Raw genomic sequence first — 17762 nt, forward strand, 5'->3', positions numbered from 1 at the left:
CGATTATCGCACCGCTGGGGCCGCTGCGGGGCAACGGCGCCGTATCATGGCCGGCCATGACCCACCGGAGCCCCGCATGATCACCACGCCCGACTACCAGGCCCTGCTGCAGACCGCCATTGCCGAAGCCCGCCAGGGCCTGGCCGAAGGCGGCGTGCCGATCGGCGCGGCGCTGTACCACAACGATGGCCGCCTGCTGGGCTGCGGCCACAACCGCCGCGTGCAGGAAGGTGACCCCTCGGTGCACGGCGAAACCGATGCCTTCCGCAAGGCCGGCCGCCAGCGCCGTTACCAGGACACCATCATGGTGACCACCCTGGCCCCGTGCTGGTACTGCTCCGGGCTGGTGCGCCAGTTCAACATCGGCACCGTGGTGGTGGGCGAATCGCGCACCTTCCAGGGCGGCATCGACTGGCTGCGCGAGAACGGCGTGAACGTGATCGACCTGGACAGCCAGGAATGCGTGGATCTGCTGGGCGGTTTCATTGCGCAGCATCCGGACGTCTGGAACGAAGACATCGGCGAATAAGCCGCCGCGCCGTGAAGGCGCTGCACGCTTTATGAATTCTTCAGCGCCGGCGCAGCCTTGTGCCGGCTGCGTCTGCGGCGTTGCGTGCGCACTGCTGCACAGTCAGCCACGTCAGTTGCACACACGCCACTAACATCGCGTGCACGCAAGGGGCCTACGGTGGAACGCACCGGGGCCCGTTGCTCCGGCGGAGCCAGCCGATGAGCGCGCACGCCGCACCTTCCCTGCCCGACCACCCGGCCCTTGCCGGCATCCGCGAACGCCTGCGCCAGCAGTTCGCGCTGCACCGCCGTGGCGCGCCGTTCTGGGCTGCCTATCAAGGTCTGCAGCTGGAAGTGATGCGCGAGCACCCACGCGACCAGGTGCAGCTGTGCAATGCCATGGCCGACATGGCCGAAGCACTGGGCGCGGTGGAGCATGCGCAACTGCTGGATGCGCACACCGGATGCACGCCGCACTGACACGGCATGCACCGGCAACCCACGACACTCGGCATCAGCCCCCACTCCCTTTCACCTTCTGCCCATTGGATCGTCATGCACGCTGAAGTCCCCACCATTCCCCCGGTCATCAATGTCGACGCCGAGCTGGACCACTGGCGCCGCCAGCATGCCGATGGCGCGCTTGCGCACAACTCGTTCGGTTCGTACGTGCCGTGGGTCAAGTTCGCCTGCGATTCGTTGATCACCCAGCCGCGTGCCAGCGATGCGCAGCGCGATGAGATGTTCCAGACCCAGTACGCCCTGCAGATCATGCCGCGCCTGACCGAGGCGCAGGCCCGCGAGTTCGTCGAACGCTGCTGGCAGCACGTCTACCAGAGCAGCCCGGTACGCAGTCAGCAGGCGCCGCGCCTGCGCGCCTGAGCCGCGCTGCTGCACGGCCCGTGCACGGGCCGCTGCCGATCATCCGCGTCATTCCCCTGGAACGACCCCGATGAGCGCACGCAACCTGTTCAACACCTTGGCCAAGAAGGCCTCCGCCGCGGCCGGCTCGCCGTGGACCTTCCTGACGGCGATCAGCGTCGTGGTGCTGTGGGGTATCAGCGGCCCGGTGTTCGGCTTCAACGACACCTGGCAGCTGGTCATCAATACCGGCACCACCATCATCACCTTCCTGATGGTGTTCCTGATCCAGCACACGCAGAACTCTGATACCGCGGCGATGCAGATCAAGCTGGACGAGCTGATCCGCGCCACGGCCGATGCCAACAACGAGTTGCTGGATCTGGAGGAAATGGACGAGGAGCGGCTGGAAGAGATCCGCGCCGAGTACGAGCGCATGGCCCGCGAGGCAGGTGATGCGCTGGCGCGGGTACGCGCATGCCGCGTTCCCCCGCGCGATGATGAAGCGGTTTAACGCCCGCGCCTGCAATCCCGCTTTGGTAGATGCCAACCTTGGTTGGCATGCTTTTCAACGCACGTGCCTGGAACCCCGCTTCGGTAGATGCCAACCTTGGTTGGCATGCTTTTCAAAGCGCGCGCCTGCAATCCCGCTTCGGTAGATGCCAACCTTGGTTGGCATGCTTTTCAACGCGCGTGCCAACGTTGTGCCAACCAAGGTTGGCACCTACCAGAGCCAAGGCAACCTCGCGCGGCCTGCGCTGGGCCGTGCCGGGGGCGCGGCTCAGCTGCGCTCGCGCCAGCCGCCGCCCAGCACTTTGTACAGGGTGATGCGGTTGGCCTGCTGGGCCAGCTGCGCCTGCAGCTGGGTCTGCTGTGCGCTGTAGGCGGTACGGCGCGCGTCGAGCAGGGTGACGAAGCTGTCCAGGCCGGCGTCATAGCGTGCCTGCGACAGGCGGTTGGCCAGCTCGGCCGCTTCCACCAGGCGCTGCTGCGAGGCCACCTGCTCGTCCAGGCTGACGTTCAGCGCCAGCGCATCGGCGGTTTCGCGGAAGCCGGTCTGGATCGACTTTTCATACTCGGCCAGTGCGATATCACGCTCGGCATTGGCCACGGCCAGGTTCGCGCGCAGCTTGCCGCCCTGGAAGATCGGCAGGGTGATGGTGGGCAGGAAGCTCCACACCCGGGTGCCACTGTCGAACAGCCCGGACAGCTCACCGGAACTGCTGCCAACACTGCCGGTCAGCTTGATGCTGGGGAAGAACGCGGCCCGCGCGGCACCGATGTTGGCATTGGCGGCCAGCAGCTGGTGTTCGGCGGCCATGATGTCCGGGCGCTGCAGCAGCACGTCGCTGGGCAGCCCCGCCGGCGGCGGCGCCAGCGCCAGTACCTGCGGTGCGATGCTGTCCGGCAGCAGTGCCGGATCGACCTGGCCACCGGCCAGCAGCGCCAGTGCATTGCGGTCCTGCGCCAGCTGGCCGCGCAGACGCGCCGCGTCGGTGCGTGCGGTTTCCACCAGCGTGCGCGTCTGACTCAGCTCCAGGCCCGAACTGCCACCGCGCTCGTGGCGTGCTTCGGCCAGGCGCAGCGAATCCTCGTAGGTCTTCAGGGTCGCTTCGGCAATCTTCAGCTGCTGCTGGTCGGCGCCGTAGGTCAGCCATGCGGTGGCGGTCTCGGCCACCAGGCTCAGCTGCGCGTTGCGGCGGTTGGCGGCCACGGCGAAGTACTGCTGCAGCGCCGCTTCGCTCAGGTTGCGCACGCGGCCGAACAGATCCAGCTCGAACTCGGCCACGCCCAGGTTGGCAGTGAACTGTTCGCTGACCGGCACATCACCGCCGCTGCGCTGCATCTGCCCCTGCGCGGCCAGCGCAGGCACGCGGTCGGCGCGCTGCACGCGATACTGTCCGCGTGCCTTTTCCACGTTCAGCACGGCCACGCGCAGGTCGCGGTTGTTGGCCAGGGCCTGGCCGATCACCTCCTGCAGGCGCGCATCGGTGAAGAAATCACGCCAGCCAACGGCGGCCGCATCGGCCACTTCGCCTTCGGTGGCTTCCGCCGGCCACTGCGCGGGAATGCCCGGGGCAACGGCGGTGTTCTTCGGCACCAGGGTGGAACAGCCGCCCAGCACAAGGGCCACGGCGGCAGAAAGAACAAGGGTATGGAATTTCATGGCGACACCTTGGGGTCACGATGGCGGCGCCGGACAGGGCCCGGCGCCGCCGGCAGGGTTACGCCGCGGTCTTGCGCTTGAACACGCGCTGCACGACCACGAAGAACAACGGAATGAAGAACACGCCCAGCACGGTGCCGACCAGCATGCCGCCCAGCACGCCGGTGCCGATGGCACGCTGCGCACCGGAACCCGCACCGGAGGCGATGGCCAGCGGCAGCACGCCCAGGCCGAAGGCCAGCGAGGTCATGATGATCGGGCGCAGGCGGTCACGCACGGCGTGCATGGTCGCTTCGATCAGGCCAATGCCCTTCTCCAGGTTTTCCTTGGCGAATTCCACGATCAGGATCGCGTTCTTGCTGGTCAGGCCCACCGTGGTCAGCATCGCTACCTGGAAGTAGATGTCGCGCTCCATGCCACGGAAGGTGTTGGCCAGCACGGCACCCAGGATGCCCAGCGGCGCCACCAGCAGCACCGAGGTCGGCACGCTCCAGCTTTCATACAGGGCGGCCAGGCACAGGAACACGATCAGCAGCGACAGCGTGTACAGCAGCGGGGTCTGCGAACCGGCCTGGCGTTCCTGGTAGGACAGCGCGGTCCATTCGATCTCGAAGCCCGGCGGCAGGTCCTTGGCGATGCGCTCGATCTCGGCCATGGCATCGCCGGAGGCAACGCCGGCGGCCGGCTCACCCTGGATTTCCATCGCCGACACGCCGTTGTAGCGTTCCAGGCGCGGCGAACCGTAGTCCCAGCGCTTGGTGGCGAAGGCACTGAACGGCACCATCTCGCCCTGCCCGTTCTTCACCGACCAGACGTTGAAATCGTCCGGGTTCATGCGGAACGGTGCATCGGCCATCACGTACACGCGCTTGACCCGGCCACGGTCGATGAAGTCATCGATGTAGCTGCTGCCCCAGGCCGCGGCCAGGGTGTTGTTGATCGAGCTGATCGACAGACCCAGCGCGTTGGCCTTTTCCACGTCCACGTCGATGCGCAGCTGCGGCGTATCTTCCTGGCCGTTGGGGCGCACGTTGGCCAGCAGCTTGCTCTGCCCTGCCGCACCCAGCAGCTGGTTGCGCGCGGCCAGCAGGGCGTCGTGGCCCTTGCCGCTGGTGTCCTTCAGGAAGAACGTATAGCCCGAACCAATGCCCAGCTCCGGCATGGCCGGCGGCGGGAAGGCGAAGATGAAGGCGTCCTTGATCTGGCCCAGTGCGCCCATCGCACGCCCGGTGATCGCACCCACGCTCTGGTCGGCATCACGCTCGCTCCAGTCCTTCAGCTTCACGAATGCCATGCCCGCGTTCTGGCCCATGCCGGCGAAGCTGAAGCCCTGCACCGCGAAGATCGACTCGACGGCGTCGGCTTCGTTCTTCAGGAAGTGGTCTTCCAGCTTGGCCATCGCTTCCAGCGTGCGTTCCTGGGTGGCGCCGACCGGGGTCTGCACCAGCGCCATCATGATGCCCTGGTCTTCATTGGGCAGGAACGAGCTGGGCAGGCGCGCGAACAGTACGCCCATCACGACGGCCAGGGCCAGGAAGATACCCATGAAGCGCCACGGGCGATGGATGATGCCCTTCACGCCGCGCTGGTAGGTTTCGCTGGAACGGTCGAAGCCGCGGTTGAAGCCGTTGAAGAACCGGCCGACCAGGCCACGGTGGGCCACATGGTGCTCGCCCTTCTTCAGCGGCTTGAGCATGGTGGCGCACAGCGCCGGGGTCAGCACGATCGCCACCAGCACCGACAGCGCCATGGCCGAAACAATGGTGGCCGAGAACTGGCGATAGATGATGCCGGTGGAGCCGCTCATGAAGGCCATCGGCACGAACACCGCCGACAGCACCAGGCCGATACCCACCAGCGCGCCGGTGATCTGGCTCATCGACTTGCGGGTGGCTTCCAGCGGCGACAGGCCCTCTTCGGACATGATGCGTTCGACGTTCTCCACCACCACGATGGCGTCGTCCACCAGCAGGCCGATGGCCAGCACCATGGCGAACATGGTCAGCATGTTCACCGAGAAGCCCAGCGCAGCCAGCACGCCGAAGGTACCCAGCAGCACCACCGGCACCGCGATGGTGGGAATGAGGGTGGCGCGGAAGTTCTGCAGGAACAGGTACATCACCACGAACACCAGCACGATCGCTTCGATCAGGGTCTTGATGACGCCCTTGATCGAGACCTTCACGAACGGGGTGGTGTCGTACGGAATGACCGTTTCCAGGCCGGCCGGGAAGCTGGCCTTCATGTCATCCAGTGCCGCGCGCACGCCTTCGGCGGTATCCAGCGCGTTGGCGCCGGTGGCCAGGGTGATGGCGATACCGGTAGACGGCTTGCCGTTGTAGCGGGTGACGAAGTCGTAGCTTTCCGCGCCCAGTTCCACGCGGGCGACGTCGCCCAGGCGCAGTTCGCTGCCATCGGTGCCACCGCGCACCAGGATGTTGCGGAACTGTTCCGGGGTCTGCAGGCGGTCCTGCGCGTTGATGGTGGCGTTGAGCTGCTGGCCCTTCACCGACGGCGCACCACCCAGCTGGCCGATGGCCACCTGTGCGTTCTGCGCGGTGATCGCCGCGGTCACTTCATCGACCGACAGCTTGTAGGTGTGCAGCTTGTTCGGGTCCAGCCAGATGCGCATGGCGTACTTGCCACCGAACACCTGGATGTTGCCCACGCCCGGCACGCGGCTGAGCGTGTCGACGATGTTGGAGCCCACGTAGTCGGCGATGTCGTTGGCATCCATGCTGCCATCGTTGGACACAAAGCCCAGCACCTGCAGGAAGCCGCTGCTGGACTTGGCCACGTTGATGCCCTGCCGCTGTACTTCCTGCGGCAGCAGCGGCATGGCCAGCTGCAGCTTGTTCTGCACCTGCACCTGGGCGATGTCCGGGTTGGTGCCGGCTTCGAAGGTGAGGGTGATGGTGGCCTGGCCGTTGGCCGAGCTGTTGGACGAGAAGTAGATCAGGCCATCCAGGCCCTTCATGTTCTGCTCGATGATCTGCGTGACCGAGTCCTCGACCACCTTGGCCGATGCACCCGGGTAGGTGGCGCTGATCTCGACGGCCGGCGGGGCCACTTCGGGATACATCGACACCGGCAGCTTCATCACCGCCAGCGCACCGGCCAGCATGATGATGATGGCGATCACCCACGCGAAGATGGGTCGATCAATAAAGAAACGTGCCATGGAATTCTCCGCTTACTTCGCGTCGCCGGCCGGCTGCGCGGCAGGCTGCGGGGCGGCGTCCGGCGTGGCCGGAGCAGCGCCCTTCTCGGTGGCCTGCACGGGCATGCCGGGGCCGATCTTCTGCAGGCCTTCAACAATGACCTTGTCACCCGGCTGCAAGCCGTCCTCGACCAGCCACTTGTCGGCGATTGCGCGGCTGACCTTCACCGGACGCACTTCCACCTTGTTGTCCTTGCCCACCACCATGGCGCTGGTATCGCCCTTGGCGTCGCGGGCGATGCCCTGCATCGGCACCAGCACGGCATCGGCGCGCACGCCGCCGCCGATCACCGCGCGCACGTACATGCCCGGCATCAGCAGGCCATCGGGGTTGTCCACCTTCACCCGCAGCGCGTAGCTGCCGGTGGTCGGGTCCACGCTGACTTCGGAGAACTCCAGCGCGCCCTTGTGCGGGAACTCGCTGCCGTCTTCCAGCAGGATGGTGACCGGCAGGGTCTGGTTGTCCTGCAGGCGGCCGGCGGCCAGTTCGCGGCGCAGCTGCAGCAGCTCGGCCGAGGACTGGGTCAGATCGACGTAGATCGGGCTGAGCTGCTGCACGGTGGCCAGCGCGTCGGCCTGGCCGGCGCTGACCAGCGCGCCCTGGGTGACGCTGGACTTGCCGATGCGGCCGCTGATGGGCGCGGTGATGCGGGCATAGCCCAGGGTGACGTTGGCCGCATCCAGCGAGGCCTTGGCGGCACCGACATCGGCCTCGGCCTGCTTCTGCGCGGCCACGGCGTTTTCCAGGTCCTGCTGGCTGACTGCATCGACCTTGGCCAGTTCGGTAATGCGCTTGGCGCTCAGGCGCGCGGCATTGGCGGTGGCTTCGGCGCGGGCCAACTGGGCGCGGGCGCTGTTGGCCTGGGCGCGGTAGCTGGCGTCTTCAATCTGGTACAGCGGCTGTCCTTCCTTCACTAGGCCGCCTTCAGCGAACAGGCGCTTGGCGACGATGCCGCTGACCTGCGGGCGCACTTCGGCCACCAGGAAGGCATTGGTACGGCCGGGCAGTTCGCGGGTCAGGCCCACGCTTTCCGACTTCAGGGTCACCACGGTCACCTGGCCGGGGCCTTGCTGGGGCTGTTCGGGTTGGCCACCGCAGGCGGCCACGGTCGCGGCGATGGCCAGCGACAGCAGGAAAGGACGGATTCGGGTCAGGTGCATGGGGCTGGGGGCTCGCGGGTAGAGGGAATTCTCAGGGCGCCCTGATACGACTGCCGGGCACCAGAAACGGGCTGGGTGGTCGCGAGGGGGCTGCCCTCCCCGGGGCATGGGCAGGCGCACATACACGGCGGGGAGCGTGGATGCGAAATATACATACATGCTTGTTTGTTTGTAAAGCGGTACAATTCAGCCAGGTTTCACCGGCATTCGTACCCACTCACCGACCCATGGCGCGCAAGACCAAAGAGGACACCCAGGCCACCCGCGAAGGCATCCTTGATGCGGCCGAGGCCTGTTTCCATGAACACGGGGTGGCCCGCACCACGCTGGAGATGATCGGCGCGCGCGCCGGCTATACCCGCGGCGCGGTGTACTGGCACTTCAAGAACAAGACCGAGGTGCTGGCCGCGATCATCCAGCGGGTGCACCTGCCCTTCATGCAGGAGCTGGAACGCACGTCCAGCGATGAGCGGCAGACGCCGATCCACGACCTGCGCGCGGTGATGATCTACTCGTTCATCGAACTGTCCGAGGACGAGCGCCTGCGCAAGACCATGGAAATCATGCTGCGCAGCGATGCCTCGTCGGAAAGCCGGGCGCTGGCCGAACTGCAGCAGTCCGGTTTCCGCGATGCGCTGGACCGGATGGAACGTGCGCTGCGCCGGGCGCAGGACCTTGGCCAGCTGCGCGCCGGTGCCGACCCGAAGATTGCCGCGCGCATGCTGCACGCCACCGTGCTGGGCGTGCTGCACGGGGCGATGGTGGAACCAGAGCTGATGGACCTCAAGCGCGACGGCATGCTGGCGCTGGACATGACCCTGGCCGCCTACGTAAAGGACGGCGTGTTCGTGCCGGGGTCGATTCCCGAGCCGCTGCCGTAGGGTCAGCGCCACCGGGTAGATCCACGCCATGCGTGGATGGGCACGTGCATGGGATCCGACCCCATGAAAAAGGCCGCCTTTCGGCGGCCTCATGCGTTACGGGGGTTGGGGTCAGAGCCCTCGCTGGCTCGAGGGATCCGACCCCGCCTGGCATTACAGGATGTAGCGGCTCAGGTCCGGGTCCTGCACCAGTTCGCCCAGGTGTGCATCGACGTAGGCGCTGTCGATGGCCAGGGTTTCACCATCACGGTCCGGCGCTTCGTAGCTGAGCGAATCCAGCAGGCGTTCCAGCACGGTGTGCAGGCGACGGGCACCGATGTTCTCCTGGCGCTCGTTCACCTGGAAGGCAATCTCGGCCAGCCGGTCGATGGCATCGGCGGTGAAGGTGATCTTGACGCCTTCGGTGGCCAGCAGCGCTTCGTACTGCTTGGTCAGTGCGGCCTTGGGCTCGGTCAGGATGCGCACGAAATCGTTCTTGCTGAGCGCGCCCAGTTCCACGCGGATCGGGAAACGACCCTGCAGCTCCGGAATCAGGTCACTGGGCTTGGCCAGGTGGAACGCACCGGAGGCGATGAACAGGATGTGGTCGGTCTTGATCGTGCCGTACTTGGTGGACACGTTGGAACCTTCCACCAGCGGCAGCAGGTCGCGCTGTACGCCTTCGCGCGACACATCGCCACCACCCACGTTGTCTCCACGCTTGGCGACCTTGTCGATCTCGTCGATGAAGACGATGCCGTGCTGTTCGCAGGCTTCGATCGCCGCGGTGCGGATATCGTCTTCGTTGACCAGCTTGCCGGCCTCTTCTTCCACCAGCAGCGGGCGCGCGGCCTTGATGGTCAGCGTGCGCTTGTGTGCCTTGGCGCCACCGCCCAGATTGGCGAACATCGACTTCAACTGCTGGCCCATTTCTTCCATGCCCGGCGGGGTCATGATGTCCATGCTGACGTTGGCAGCCAGATCCAGTTCGATCTCGCGCTCGTCCAGCTCGCCGCTGCGCAGCATCTTGCGGAACTTGATGCGGGTTTCGTTGTCCTGCGCCGACGGTTCGTTGCGTGCGGCTTCCGGATCGAAACCGATACCGCCACTGCGACGCGGCAGCAGCGCATCCAGGATGCGGTCTTCGGCGCGCTCTTCGGCCTGCGTGCGCACGCGCACCTTGGCCTGCTCGCGGTAGAGCTTGACCGCGGTGTCGGCCAGGTCACGGATGATCTGCTCCACGTCCTTGCCGACGTAGCCCACTTCGGTGAAGCGGGTCGCTTCGACCTTCACGAACGGCGCGTTGGCCAGGGTGGCCAGGCGGCGTGCGATCTCGGTCTTGCCCACGCCGGTGGGGCCGATCATCAGAATGTTCTTCGGCATCACTTCATTGCGCAGCTCGGCCGGCAGCTGCATGCGGCGCCAGCGGTTGCGCAGGGCGATGGCCACCGCGCGCTTGGCGTCGTGCTGGCCCACGATATGCCGGTCCAGTTCCTGCACGATCTCGCGCGGGGTCATGGTGGCAGAGGAAACTTCGATCTTCGACATGGATGTGCTCACGAATGCGTTGTCGATGACGCCGGAACCGAACGGCTCCGGCCGGTAGCGCCGGGCCCTGCCCGGCGGATCGGGGAGCCTTACAGCTCCTCGACCACCACGTTGCGGTTGGTGTAGATGCAGATGTCGCCGGCAATGCCGATGGCTTCGCTGGCAATCGTGCGTGCATCCAGTTCGGTGTGCGCCATCAGCGCGCGTGCGGCCGACAGGGCATAGGAACCGCCGGAACCGATGGCGATGATGCCGTCCTCCGGCTCGATCACATCGCCGGTGCCGCTGATGATCAGCGAGGTTTCCTTGTCGGCCACGGCCAGCAGGGCCTCCAGCTTGCCCAGGCGGCGCTCGGTGCGCCAATCCTTGGCCAGCTCGACGGCGGCACGCTGCAGCTGGCCATGCTTTTCCAGCTTGGCTTCGAACAGTTCGAACAGGGTGAAGGCATCGGCGGCGGCGCCGGCGAAACCGGCCAGCACCTGGCCGTCGCGGCCGAGCCGGCGGACCTTGCGTGCATTGCCCTTCATCACCGTGTGGCCCAGCGTGACCTGGCCATCACCGGCAATGGCCACGTGCTCGCCGCGGCGGACGCAGACGATGGTGGTGGCGTGGAAAACGTTGGGATTCTGACTGGGGTCCATGCGGCCTCCGATAGCTGTTCACCGGACATGGGGACAGCAGCGGGGGTGATCAAGCCTGCGTGGATGGCTGCCGTTCAGCGGCGGCACTGCGCTCGCCGGGCATGGCCCGGCGCTACCCGGTCGGTTTGCGCTTGGCGCGCGGGTGGGACGCGTCGTAGACCTTGGCCAGGTGCTGGAAATCCAGATGGGTGTAGATCTGGGTCGTGGCGATGTCGGCGTGGCCCAGCAGTTCTTGCACGCCGCGCAGATCGCCCGACGATTCCAGGATGTGGCTGGCGAAGCTGTGCCGCAGCATGTGCGGGTGCACGTGCTTGAACAGGCCCTGGCGCTGCGCCAGCTGGCGGATGCGCACCTGCACCGCGCGCTGGCTGATCGGCCCGTTGCGGCCGGGAAACACCGGCAGGGCCGGCAGTCCGCCACTTTCACTGCGCCAGGCCAGCAGCGCCTCGCGCGCCGGCCGCCCGAACGGCACCCGGCGCTGGCGGTTGCCCTTGCCCATCACGTTCACCAGGCCGCTGGCGAAATCCAGGTCGCGCCAGGTCAGCGCGCAGACTTCGCTCAGGCGCAGGCCCGACGAATAGAACAGTTCCAGCAGCGCGCGGTCACGGCGGCCCAGCTCGCCTTCCGGCTCCAGCTCGACCAGCTGCACCGCTTCATCGGCATCCAGCACCTGCGGCAGGCGCCGCGGCGCGCGCGGTGCCTTCAGGGTGGCCGCCGGGCTGGCCTCGATGCGGCCATGGCGCAGCAGCCAGGCATAGAAACTGCGGCAGGCCGACAGGCGGCGCTGCAGGCTCTTGGCCGACAGCCCGCGGCGGTGCTCGTCGGCCACGAACTGGCGCACGGCGTCCACGTCCAGCGCCTCCACCGCCACACCGCGCGGTTCGGCCCAGACCGACAGCGCATCCAGGTCGCGGCGGTAGGCGTCGAGCGTGTGCGCCGACATCCGCCGTTCCACCTGCAGGTGCTGCAGGAACTGCTGTACCGCGCTCATCGAGGCAGCGCTCCGTTCAGTCGTGGAATCGCTTCAGGCCGGTGGCCAGTGCATCGCCCATCATGCGCAGGAACAGCGTGCCCATGCCCGGGTAGAAACGATTCGGGTCGTGGCTGCCCACGGCAATCAGGCCGACGCCCGGCAGCGGCAGCAGGGCGGTGGTCTGCACTTCCTCGCTGCGCACCCCGTACAGCACGGCGTTCTTGTCGGCCTGCAGGCGGCCGCAGATCGGCTCGCCATCCTTCAGGCAGTCGCGGAACGGGCCCAGCTGCGGGTCATCGGCGGCGATCACCTGCAGCCAGTCGGCCTGTTCCAGCCCGGCCACTGGCGCATGCACCACCAGCCGCACCAGATCGCCGGCGAAGTCTTCCTGCAGCGAGGCGGCCATCGCGCGCAGCGTATCGGCGGCGTTGTCCTGCTTCATCAGGGCCAGGGTCAGCTGATGGGTACGCACCGCCAGCCGCTCGTTCACCTGGGCGGTGGCGCCCAGGTCGGCCAACCGCCGCGCCAGCTCGCGGTTCTTCTCGCGCAGCACTTCCAGCTGGTAGCTGGCCAGCGACGCGGTGGGGCCGTCGTCGCGCGGCACCACCAGGGTCAGGGCCAGGTCGGGAAACTGCTTGAGGAAGCCGGGATGCCGCCGCAGCCAACTGGCGACTTCGTGGGCCCCGAGCTTGTCGGCGGTCTCAGTCATGCACTCCACTCCCCTTCGAAGACGAATGCGGTCGGGCCGGCCATCACCACCGGCTGGCCTTCACCGGGCCACTGGATACGCAGTTCACCACCGGGCAGGCTGATGCGGGCATCACGCTGCAGGCGGCCGCGCTGCATCAGGGTGACCGCCGCGGCACAGGCACCGCTGCCGCAGGCCAGGGTCTCGCCCACGCCGCGTTCGAACACGCGCAGGCGCGCATGGTCCGGCGCCATCACCTGGGCAAAGCCCACGTTCACCGAATTGGGGAACGAGGCGTGCTGCTGCAGCAGGCCGCCCACGCGTTCCACCGGCGCGGCGTCGACCAGGCCCACTTCGATCACCGCATGCGGGTTGCCCATCGACACGGCGGCGAAGCGTACGCTCTCGCCCTGCAGCGGCAGCAGGTATTCCTCACGCGGGTGGGCAAAGCCCACCAGCGGCACCTGCGCCGGTTCGAACGCCGGCACGCCCATGGCCACCGAGAACCGGCCATCGCCCAGCACCTGCACGGCATGGCTGGCCAGCGGGCTGTCGATGACGAACTGCGCGCCCTGCGCACTGCCCTCGCGCACCAGCCAGGCAGCGATGCAGCGCGCGCCATTGCCACACTGTTCGGAATTGGAACCATCGGCGTTCCAGATGCGGTACGAGGCCACCGAGCCTTCCGCACGCGGCGGCTCAATGGTCAGGATCTGGTCGCAGCCCACGCCGGTATGGCGGTCGGCCAGGCGCGCGGCCAGTTCCGGCGACGGCGGCGGGGTGCCGTCGCGCAGGTCGATCACCACGAAATCGTTGCCTGCGCCGTGCATCTTGCTGAAGCGCAGCGCGTTGTTGCCAGCCTTACTCATTCCCGTCGTCCACCGGCTTGATCGGGTCGGGGGTGGTGGACGGACTGCCGTCGCTGGTCGGCTGGGTGGCCGGCGGCGTGGCGTCGGCATCGGCATCGGCGGCCGGCTCAACCACTTCTTCCACCGGCACCGGCTTCTGCGGCAGTACCAGCGGGCCCTTGTTGCCGCAGGCGGACAGGAACAGCAGCGAGGCCGCTGCCAACGGAATCAGAATGGCATTGCGATGGGGGATCTTCATGGCCCCGAGTATAGCCATTGGTGGCTGAGCGGTAGGTAGAGTCGACCGTTGGTCGACCATCGCGCGCAGCGCGGGGTTTTCGCCCGCGGCCCGTCAAGCGTCCGGCGGCAGCGGCCGCGTCCACAGCCAGATCGCCACCACGGTCATGCTGCCGATGGAAAACCACTTCACCCAGGCAATGGGCACGCACCACAGCATGATGCCGGCGCACACGGCCATGGTGATCGTGGCCATCCACTTGCCGTAGCGGCTGACCGCGCCGTGGGCCTGCCAGTTGGCGATGGCCGGGCCGAAGCGCGGGTGCTGCAGCAGCCAGGTGTGCAGGCGCTCGGAACCGCGCGAGGCGGCCCAGGCGGAAATCAGGATGAATACGGTGGTAGGCAGGCCCGGCACGAAGATGCCGACGATGCCGGTGCCCAGGCTGACGTAGGCCAGCAGCCACCAGGCCCAGCGGAAACGCACCACGCGCGGGGGCGGAGCGGGATCGCGGGCCGGGGGCGGTTCGGGCAGGGTCATGGCACCAAGAATACCGGTTCAGGGTGCCAGGCAGTGCCCGGCACCCCACCCCGCTTACGGCTGGGCGATGCCCAGCTGCTGCAGCACGAACGCGTAAGACTCGGACAGTTCGCGGTAGCGCTGGAAACGCCCGGACTTGCCGCCGTGGCCGGCTTCCATGTTGGTGCGGAACAGGATCGGCAACGACCCGGTGTTGTCATCGCGCAGCTTGGCCACCCACTTGGCCGGCTCCCAGTACTGCACCTGCGAATCCCACAGGCCGGTACCCACGAACAGCGCCGGGTAGGCCTGGCGCTTCACGTTGTCGTAGGGCGAGTAGGACAGCATGTAGTCGTAGTACGGCTTCTGTTCCGGGTTGCCCCACTCGTCGTACTCGTTGGTGGTCAGCGGGATGGTCGGGTCGAGCATGGTGGTGACCACGTCCACGAACGGCACCTGCGCCACCATCACCCGGTAATCCTGCGGCGCCTGGTTGGCCACTGCGCCCATCAGCAGGCCACCGGCACTGCCACCGGAAGCGGCCACGCGGTCCTTCGCCGCCCAGCCCTGCGCCACCAGCGCGCGGGTCACGTCGATGAAGTCGTTGAAGGTGTTCTGCTTGTGCAGCAGCTTGCCGTTCTCGTACCAGTCGCGGCCCATTTCCTGGCCGCCGCGGATGTGCGCGATGGCATACACCACGCCCCGGTCGAGCAGGCTGACCGCCGTCTGGTTGAAGTACGGGTCCATCGACATGCCGTAGCTGCCGTAGGCGTACTGGAACAGCGCGCCCTTGCCATCCTTCTGGTAGCCCTTGCGGTAGACCAGCGACACCGGCACCTTCACGCCGTCGCGGGCGGTCACCCACACACGGTCGGTTTCATACTTGCTGGAGTCGTAGCCGATCACCGGCTGCACTTTCAGCTGACGGCGCTCACCGGTGGCGGTATTCAGTTCAAACACCGTGGTCGGGGTGGTCATCGAGGTATAGACGTAGCGCAGCCACGGCGTATCGGCCTCGGTGTTGTCGCCCAGGCCCATCGAGTACGCCGGCTCGTCGGCCTTCACGTAATCGGTGCGGCCGTCCTTGAACAGCAGGCGCACGCGCTCCAGGCCTTCGGAACGCTCGGCAATGGCGGTGTAGCTGTCGAACAGCTCGAAGCCTTCGATGAACACCGCATCGTCGTGGGCGATCCAGTCCTTCCACTGCGCGCGCGAGGTGGCGTCGGTGGGCGCGGTGACCAGCTTGAAGTTCTTCGCACCATCGTTGGTGCGGATCACCCAGCGGCCATCGTAGTGGTCGGCGTCGTATTCCACGTCGCGCTGGCGCGGGGCCAGCACGGTGAAGGTGGTCGGGTCGCTGGCCGGGGCGTAGCGCTCTTCCGACGACACCGTGCTGTGCACGCCGATGGTGATGAAGCGATCGTCGCGGGTGCGGCCGATGCCCATGTAGAAGCTGTCGTCCTCTTCTTCGTAGACCACGGTATCGGCGCTGGCCGGGGTGCCCAGCACGTGCTTCTTCACCCGCACGGTCAGCAGGGTTTCCGGGTCGTTTTCCACGTACAGCACGGTGCGGTTGTCATCGGCCCAGACCAGATCGCCGGAACTGCCGGTGATCACATCGGGCAGCACCTTGCCGGTGCGCAGGTCCTTGAAGCGGATGGTGTACTGGCGGCGGCCCACATCGTCGTCGGCCCAGGCCAGCAGCTGGTTGTCCTGGCTTACGTCCATCGAGCCGACGTTGAAGTAGCCCTTGCCGGCGGCCATCGTGTTCACGTCCAGCAGCACTTCTTCCGGCGCTTCCATGCTGCCCTTGCGGCGCGCATGGATGGGATAGTCCTGGCCGGTCTCGAAGCGGCTGTAGTACCAGTAGCCGCGCTCGCGCGCCGGCACGCTGGCGTCGTCCTGCTTGATGCGGCCGACGATTTCCTTGTAGACGGTGTCTTCCAGCGGCTTCAGCGGCGCCAGCAGCTGGTCGGCGTAGGCATTCTCGGCCTGCAGGTAGGCCAGCATGTCCTTGTTTTCGCGCGTGTCGTCGCGCAGCCAGTAATAGTCATCGTTGCGGGTCGCGCCGAACGGCGCCTTGACCTCGTGCGGACGCTTCTGGGCATCCGGCGGAACGGGCGGGGTGGCGGCGGTAGCGGTGCTGGTCATCAGGCTGGCAAGCAACAGGCAGAGGGTGGGTTTCATGAAGTAAGGGTCCTGGTGCGGTTACGCAATGGCGTCCGTGGCGTAGGTCGGGTCGGGCTTGCTCGGCTGACCGCAACAGCAGTCGAGCAAACTCGACTCTACCACCGCCGCAGCGTCCCCCCGGCCTGCGGCGTACCATGGGCGCATGAGCACCCTGCCCCACACGCCGGGCTACAGCCGGCGCAGCCATGAAATCGCCCCGTTCCACGTGATGTCCCTGCTGGCCCGCGCACAGGCGCTGGAACAGGCCGGCCACGATGTGATCCACCTGGAGATCGGCGAGCCGGACTTCACCACCGCCGAACCCATCGTGCGCGCCGGCCAGGCTGCACTGGCCGCCGGCCACACCCGCTACACCGCTGCGCGCGGCCTGCCGGCGCTGCGCCAGGCGATCAGCGGTTTCTATGCCCGCCATTACGGGCTGGACATCGATCCCGAGCGCATCCTGGTCACCCCCGGCGGCTCGGGCGCGCTGCTGCTGGCCAGCAGCCTGCTGGTCGATCCGGGCCGGCACTGGCTGCTGGCCGATCCGGGCTATCCGTGCAACCGCCACTTCCTGCGCCTGGTGGAAGGCGGCGCGCAGCTGGTGCCGGTCGGCCCGGACACCGCCTACCAGTTGACTCCGTCGCTGGTGGAACAGCACTGGAACAGCGACAGCGTCGGCGCGCTGGTGGCCTCGCCGGCCAACCCGACCGGCACGGTGCTGTCGGCCGATGAACTGGCCGCCCTGTCGACGTCGCTGCATGCGCGCGGCGGCCACCTGGTGGTGGACGAGATCTACCACGGCCTCACCTACGGCCTGGATGCGCCCAGCGTGCTGCAGGTGGATGACAGCGCGTTCGTGCTGAACAGCTTCTCCAAGTACTTCGGCATGACCGGCTGGCGCCTGGGCTGGCTGGTGGCGCCGCCGGCCGCGGTGCCCGAGCTGGAAAAGCTGGCGCAGAACCTGTACATCAGCGCCTCGAGCATTGCCCAGCACGCGGCGCTGGCCTGTTTCAGCGACGAAGCGATGGCGATCTTCGAGCAGCGCCGGCAGGCGTTCCAGCAGCGCCGTGACTTCCTGCTGCCCGCGCTGCGCGAACTGGGTTTCCGCATCGAGGTGGAACCGCAGGGCGCGTTCTACCTGTACGCCGATGTCAGCGCGTTCACCGACGACGCGCAGGCGTTCTGCGCGCACTTCCTGGAAACCGAGCACGTGGCGTTTACGCCGGGGCTGGACTTTGGCTTCCACCGCGCCAACCAGCACGTGCGGTTGGCGTACACGCAGGAAGTGCCGCGGCTGCAGGAGGCGGTGGCGCGCATCGCGCGCGGGTTGAAAAGCTGGGGCGCCTGATCGCCCTGCGC

At 67.1% G+C, this 17762-nt stretch carries 17 protein-coding genes; 6 read left to right on the plus strand and 11 right to left on the minus strand.

Annotation, left to right across the window (positions count from 1 at the left end; all coding sequences use genetic code 11):
• Positions 1–76 precede the first annotated feature (76 nt).
• From C1932_RS16740 to C1932_RS16755, 4 genes are all read left to right on the plus strand, one after another.
• On the plus strand, positions 77–529 hold the full coding sequence (locus C1932_RS16740) for a nucleoside deaminase (RefSeq protein WP_108762925.1): 453 nt from the start codon (positions 77–79) through the stop codon (positions 527–529).
• A gap of 200 nt (positions 530–729) precedes the next feature.
• On the plus strand, positions 730–990 hold the full coding sequence (locus C1932_RS16745) for a hypothetical protein (RefSeq protein ID WP_108757192.1): 261 nt from the start codon (positions 730–732) through the stop codon (positions 988–990).
• 75 nt (positions 991–1065) lie between these two features.
• Complete coding sequence (locus C1932_RS16750; RefSeq protein ID WP_108750491.1) at positions 1066–1392, plus strand: hypothetical protein; 327 nt, start codon at positions 1066–1068, stop codon at positions 1390–1392.
• A 70-nt stretch (positions 1393–1462) separates the two neighbouring features.
• The gene (locus tag C1932_RS16755; RefSeq protein WP_108762926.1) at positions 1463–1885 is read left to right on the plus strand and encodes a low affinity iron permease family protein; all 423 of its coding nucleotides are present in this window, start codon (positions 1463–1465) and stop codon (positions 1883–1885) included.
• A 267-nt stretch (positions 1886–2152) separates the two neighbouring features.
• On the opposite strand, the gene smeF is transcribed toward C1932_RS16755, so the two are convergent.
• From smeF to smeD, 3 genes are read right to left on the minus strand one after another with little or no spacing between them, the layout of a single operon-like run.
• Positions 2153–3538 carry a multidrug efflux RND transporter outer membrane subunit SmeF gene (gene smeF / locus C1932_RS16760; protein WP_108762927.1) on the minus strand — a complete coding sequence of 462 codons (1386 nt, stop codon included), beginning with the start codon at positions 3536–3538 and terminating at the stop codon, positions 2153–2155.
• 58 nt (positions 3539–3596) lie between these two features.
• Positions 3597–6719: a multidrug efflux RND transporter permease subunit SmeE gene (gene smeE / locus C1932_RS16765; RefSeq protein WP_108762928.1), complete on the minus strand. Its 3123-nt coding sequence runs from the start codon at positions 6717–6719 to the stop codon at positions 3597–3599.
• Between the two features lie 12 nt (positions 6720–6731).
• Positions 6732–7919 carry a multidrug efflux RND transporter periplasmic adaptor subunit SmeD gene (smeD, locus tag C1932_RS16770; protein WP_108754192.1) on the minus strand — a complete coding sequence of 396 codons (1188 nt, stop codon included), beginning with the start codon at positions 7917–7919 and terminating at the stop codon, positions 6732–6734.
• Between the two features lie 227 nt (positions 7920–8146).
• On the opposite strand from smeD, the gene C1932_RS16775 reads away from it, so the two are divergent.
• The gene (locus C1932_RS16775; protein ID WP_108754193.1) at positions 8147–8800 is read left to right on the plus strand and encodes a TetR family transcriptional regulator; all 654 of its coding nucleotides are present in this window, start codon (positions 8147–8149) and stop codon (positions 8798–8800) included.
• 153 nt (positions 8801–8953) lie between these two features.
• On the opposite strand, the gene hslU is transcribed toward C1932_RS16775, so the two are convergent.
• The 8 genes from hslU to C1932_RS16815 all read right to left on the minus strand — a co-directional run bounded on the left by hslU (position 8954) and on the right by C1932_RS16815 (position 16418).
• Positions 8954–10327, minus strand: a complete 1374-nt coding sequence (hslU, locus tag C1932_RS16780) for an ATP-dependent protease ATPase subunit HslU (protein ID WP_108762929.1) — start codon at positions 10325–10327, stop codon at positions 8954–8956.
• An 89-nt stretch (positions 10328–10416) separates the two neighbouring features.
• Positions 10417–10968 carry an ATP-dependent protease subunit HslV gene (hslV, locus tag C1932_RS16785; RefSeq protein WP_005411093.1) on the minus strand — a complete coding sequence of 184 codons (552 nt, stop codon included), beginning with the start codon at positions 10966–10968 and terminating at the stop codon, positions 10417–10419.
• Positions 10969–11080: 112 nt separating this feature from the next.
• Positions 11081–11959 (minus strand): tyrosine recombinase XerC, encoded by an 879-nt coding sequence (gene xerC / locus C1932_RS16790; RefSeq protein WP_108754194.1) that lies wholly within the window; start codon positions 11957–11959, stop codon positions 11081–11083.
• Positions 11960–11975: 16 nt separating this feature from the next.
• Positions 11976–12650, minus strand: a complete 675-nt coding sequence (locus C1932_RS16795) for a DUF484 family protein (protein ID WP_108754195.1) — start codon at positions 12648–12650, stop codon at positions 11976–11978.
• Positions 12647–13498 carry a diaminopimelate epimerase gene (dapF, locus tag C1932_RS16800; RefSeq protein ID WP_108750482.1) on the minus strand — a complete coding sequence of 284 codons (852 nt, stop codon included), beginning with the start codon at positions 13496–13498 and terminating at the stop codon, positions 12647–12649. Before dapF ends, C1932_RS16795 begins: the two co-directional genes overlap by 4 nt.
• Complete coding sequence (locus C1932_RS16805) at positions 13491–13736, minus strand: lipoprotein (RefSeq protein WP_108762930.1); 246 nt, start codon at positions 13734–13736, stop codon at positions 13491–13493. The genes dapF and C1932_RS16805 overlap by 8 nt, the downstream gene beginning before the upstream one ends.
• A gap of 93 nt (positions 13737–13829) precedes the next feature.
• The gene (locus C1932_RS16810; protein ID WP_108757198.1) at positions 13830–14252 is read right to left on the minus strand and encodes a YbaN family protein; all 423 of its coding nucleotides are present in this window, start codon (positions 14250–14252) and stop codon (positions 13830–13832) included.
• Between the two features lie 54 nt (positions 14253–14306).
• A complete protein-coding gene (locus C1932_RS16815; RefSeq protein ID WP_108762931.1) occupies positions 14307–16418 on the minus strand; it encodes a S9 family peptidase in 2112 nt (703 codons plus the stop codon).
• A 145-nt stretch (positions 16419–16563) separates the two neighbouring features.
• Between C1932_RS16815 and C1932_RS16820 the strand changes: the two genes are divergently transcribed.
• Positions 16564–17751 (plus strand): pyridoxal phosphate-dependent aminotransferase, encoded by a 1188-nt coding sequence (locus C1932_RS16820; RefSeq protein WP_108762932.1) that lies wholly within the window; start codon positions 16564–16566, stop codon positions 17749–17751.
• Positions 17752–17762: the final 11 nt, after the last annotated feature.

Origin of the sequence: Stenotrophomonas sp. YAU14D1_LEIMI4_1 (assembly GCF_003086815.1) — a bacterium.
Classification (GTDB): Bacteria; Pseudomonadota; Gammaproteobacteria; order Xanthomonadales; family Xanthomonadaceae; genus Stenotrophomonas.

Excerpts from the sequence above, each read along its gene's own strand:
- xerC (WP_108754194.1), bottom strand. The coding sequence starts at position 11,959 with ATGAGCGCGGTACAGCAGTTCCTGCAGCACCTGCAGGTGGAACGGCGG.
- smeD (WP_108754192.1), bottom strand. The coding sequence starts at position 7,919 with ATGCACCTGACCCGAATCCGTCCTTTCCTGCTGTCGCTGGCCATCGCC.
- hslU (WP_108762929.1), bottom strand. The coding sequence starts at position 10,327 with ATGTCGAAGATCGAAGTTTCCTCTGCCACCATGACCCCGCGCGAGATC.
- C1932_RS16740 (WP_108762925.1), top strand. The coding sequence starts at position 77 with ATGATCACCACGCCCGACTACCAGGCCCTGCTGCAGACCGCCATTGCC.
- C1932_RS16745 (WP_108757192.1), top strand. The coding sequence starts at position 730 with ATGAGCGCGCACGCCGCACCTTCCCTGCCCGACCACCCGGCCCTTGCC.
- hslV (WP_005411093.1), bottom strand. The coding sequence starts at position 10,968 with ATGGACCCCAGTCAGAATCCCAACGTTTTCCACGCCACCACCATCGTC.
- C1932_RS16815 (WP_108762931.1), bottom strand. The coding sequence starts at position 16,418 with ATGAAACCCACCCTCTGCCTGTTGCTTGCCAGCCTGATGACCAGCACC.
- C1932_RS16775 (WP_108754193.1), top strand. The coding sequence starts at position 8,147 with ATGGCGCGCAAGACCAAAGAGGACACCCAGGCCACCCGCGAAGGCATC.
- smeF (WP_108762927.1), bottom strand. The coding sequence starts at position 3,538 with ATGAAATTCCATACCCTTGTTCTTTCTGCCGCCGTGGCCCTTGTGCTG.
- C1932_RS16750 (WP_108750491.1), top strand. The coding sequence starts at position 1,066 with ATGCACGCTGAAGTCCCCACCATTCCCCCGGTCATCAATGTCGACGCC.
- C1932_RS16810 (WP_108757198.1), bottom strand. The coding sequence starts at position 14,252 with ATGACCCTGCCCGAACCGCCCCCGGCCCGCGATCCCGCTCCGCCCCCG.
- C1932_RS16795 (WP_108754195.1), bottom strand. The coding sequence starts at position 12,650 with ATGACTGAGACCGCCGACAAGCTCGGGGCCCACGAAGTCGCCAGTTGG.
- smeE (WP_108762928.1), bottom strand. The coding sequence starts at position 6,719 with ATGGCACGTTTCTTTATTGATCGACCCATCTTCGCGTGGGTGATCGCC.
- dapF (WP_108750482.1), bottom strand. The coding sequence starts at position 13,498 with ATGAGTAAGGCTGGCAACAACGCGCTGCGCTTCAGCAAGATGCACGGC.
- C1932_RS16805 (WP_108762930.1), bottom strand. The coding sequence starts at position 13,736 with ATGAAGATCCCCCATCGCAATGCCATTCTGATTCCGTTGGCAGCGGCC.
- C1932_RS16755 (WP_108762926.1), top strand. The coding sequence starts at position 1,463 with ATGAGCGCACGCAACCTGTTCAACACCTTGGCCAAGAAGGCCTCCGCC.
- C1932_RS16820 (WP_108762932.1), top strand. The coding sequence starts at position 16,564 with ATGAGCACCCTGCCCCACACGCCGGGCTACAGCCGGCGCAGCCATGAA.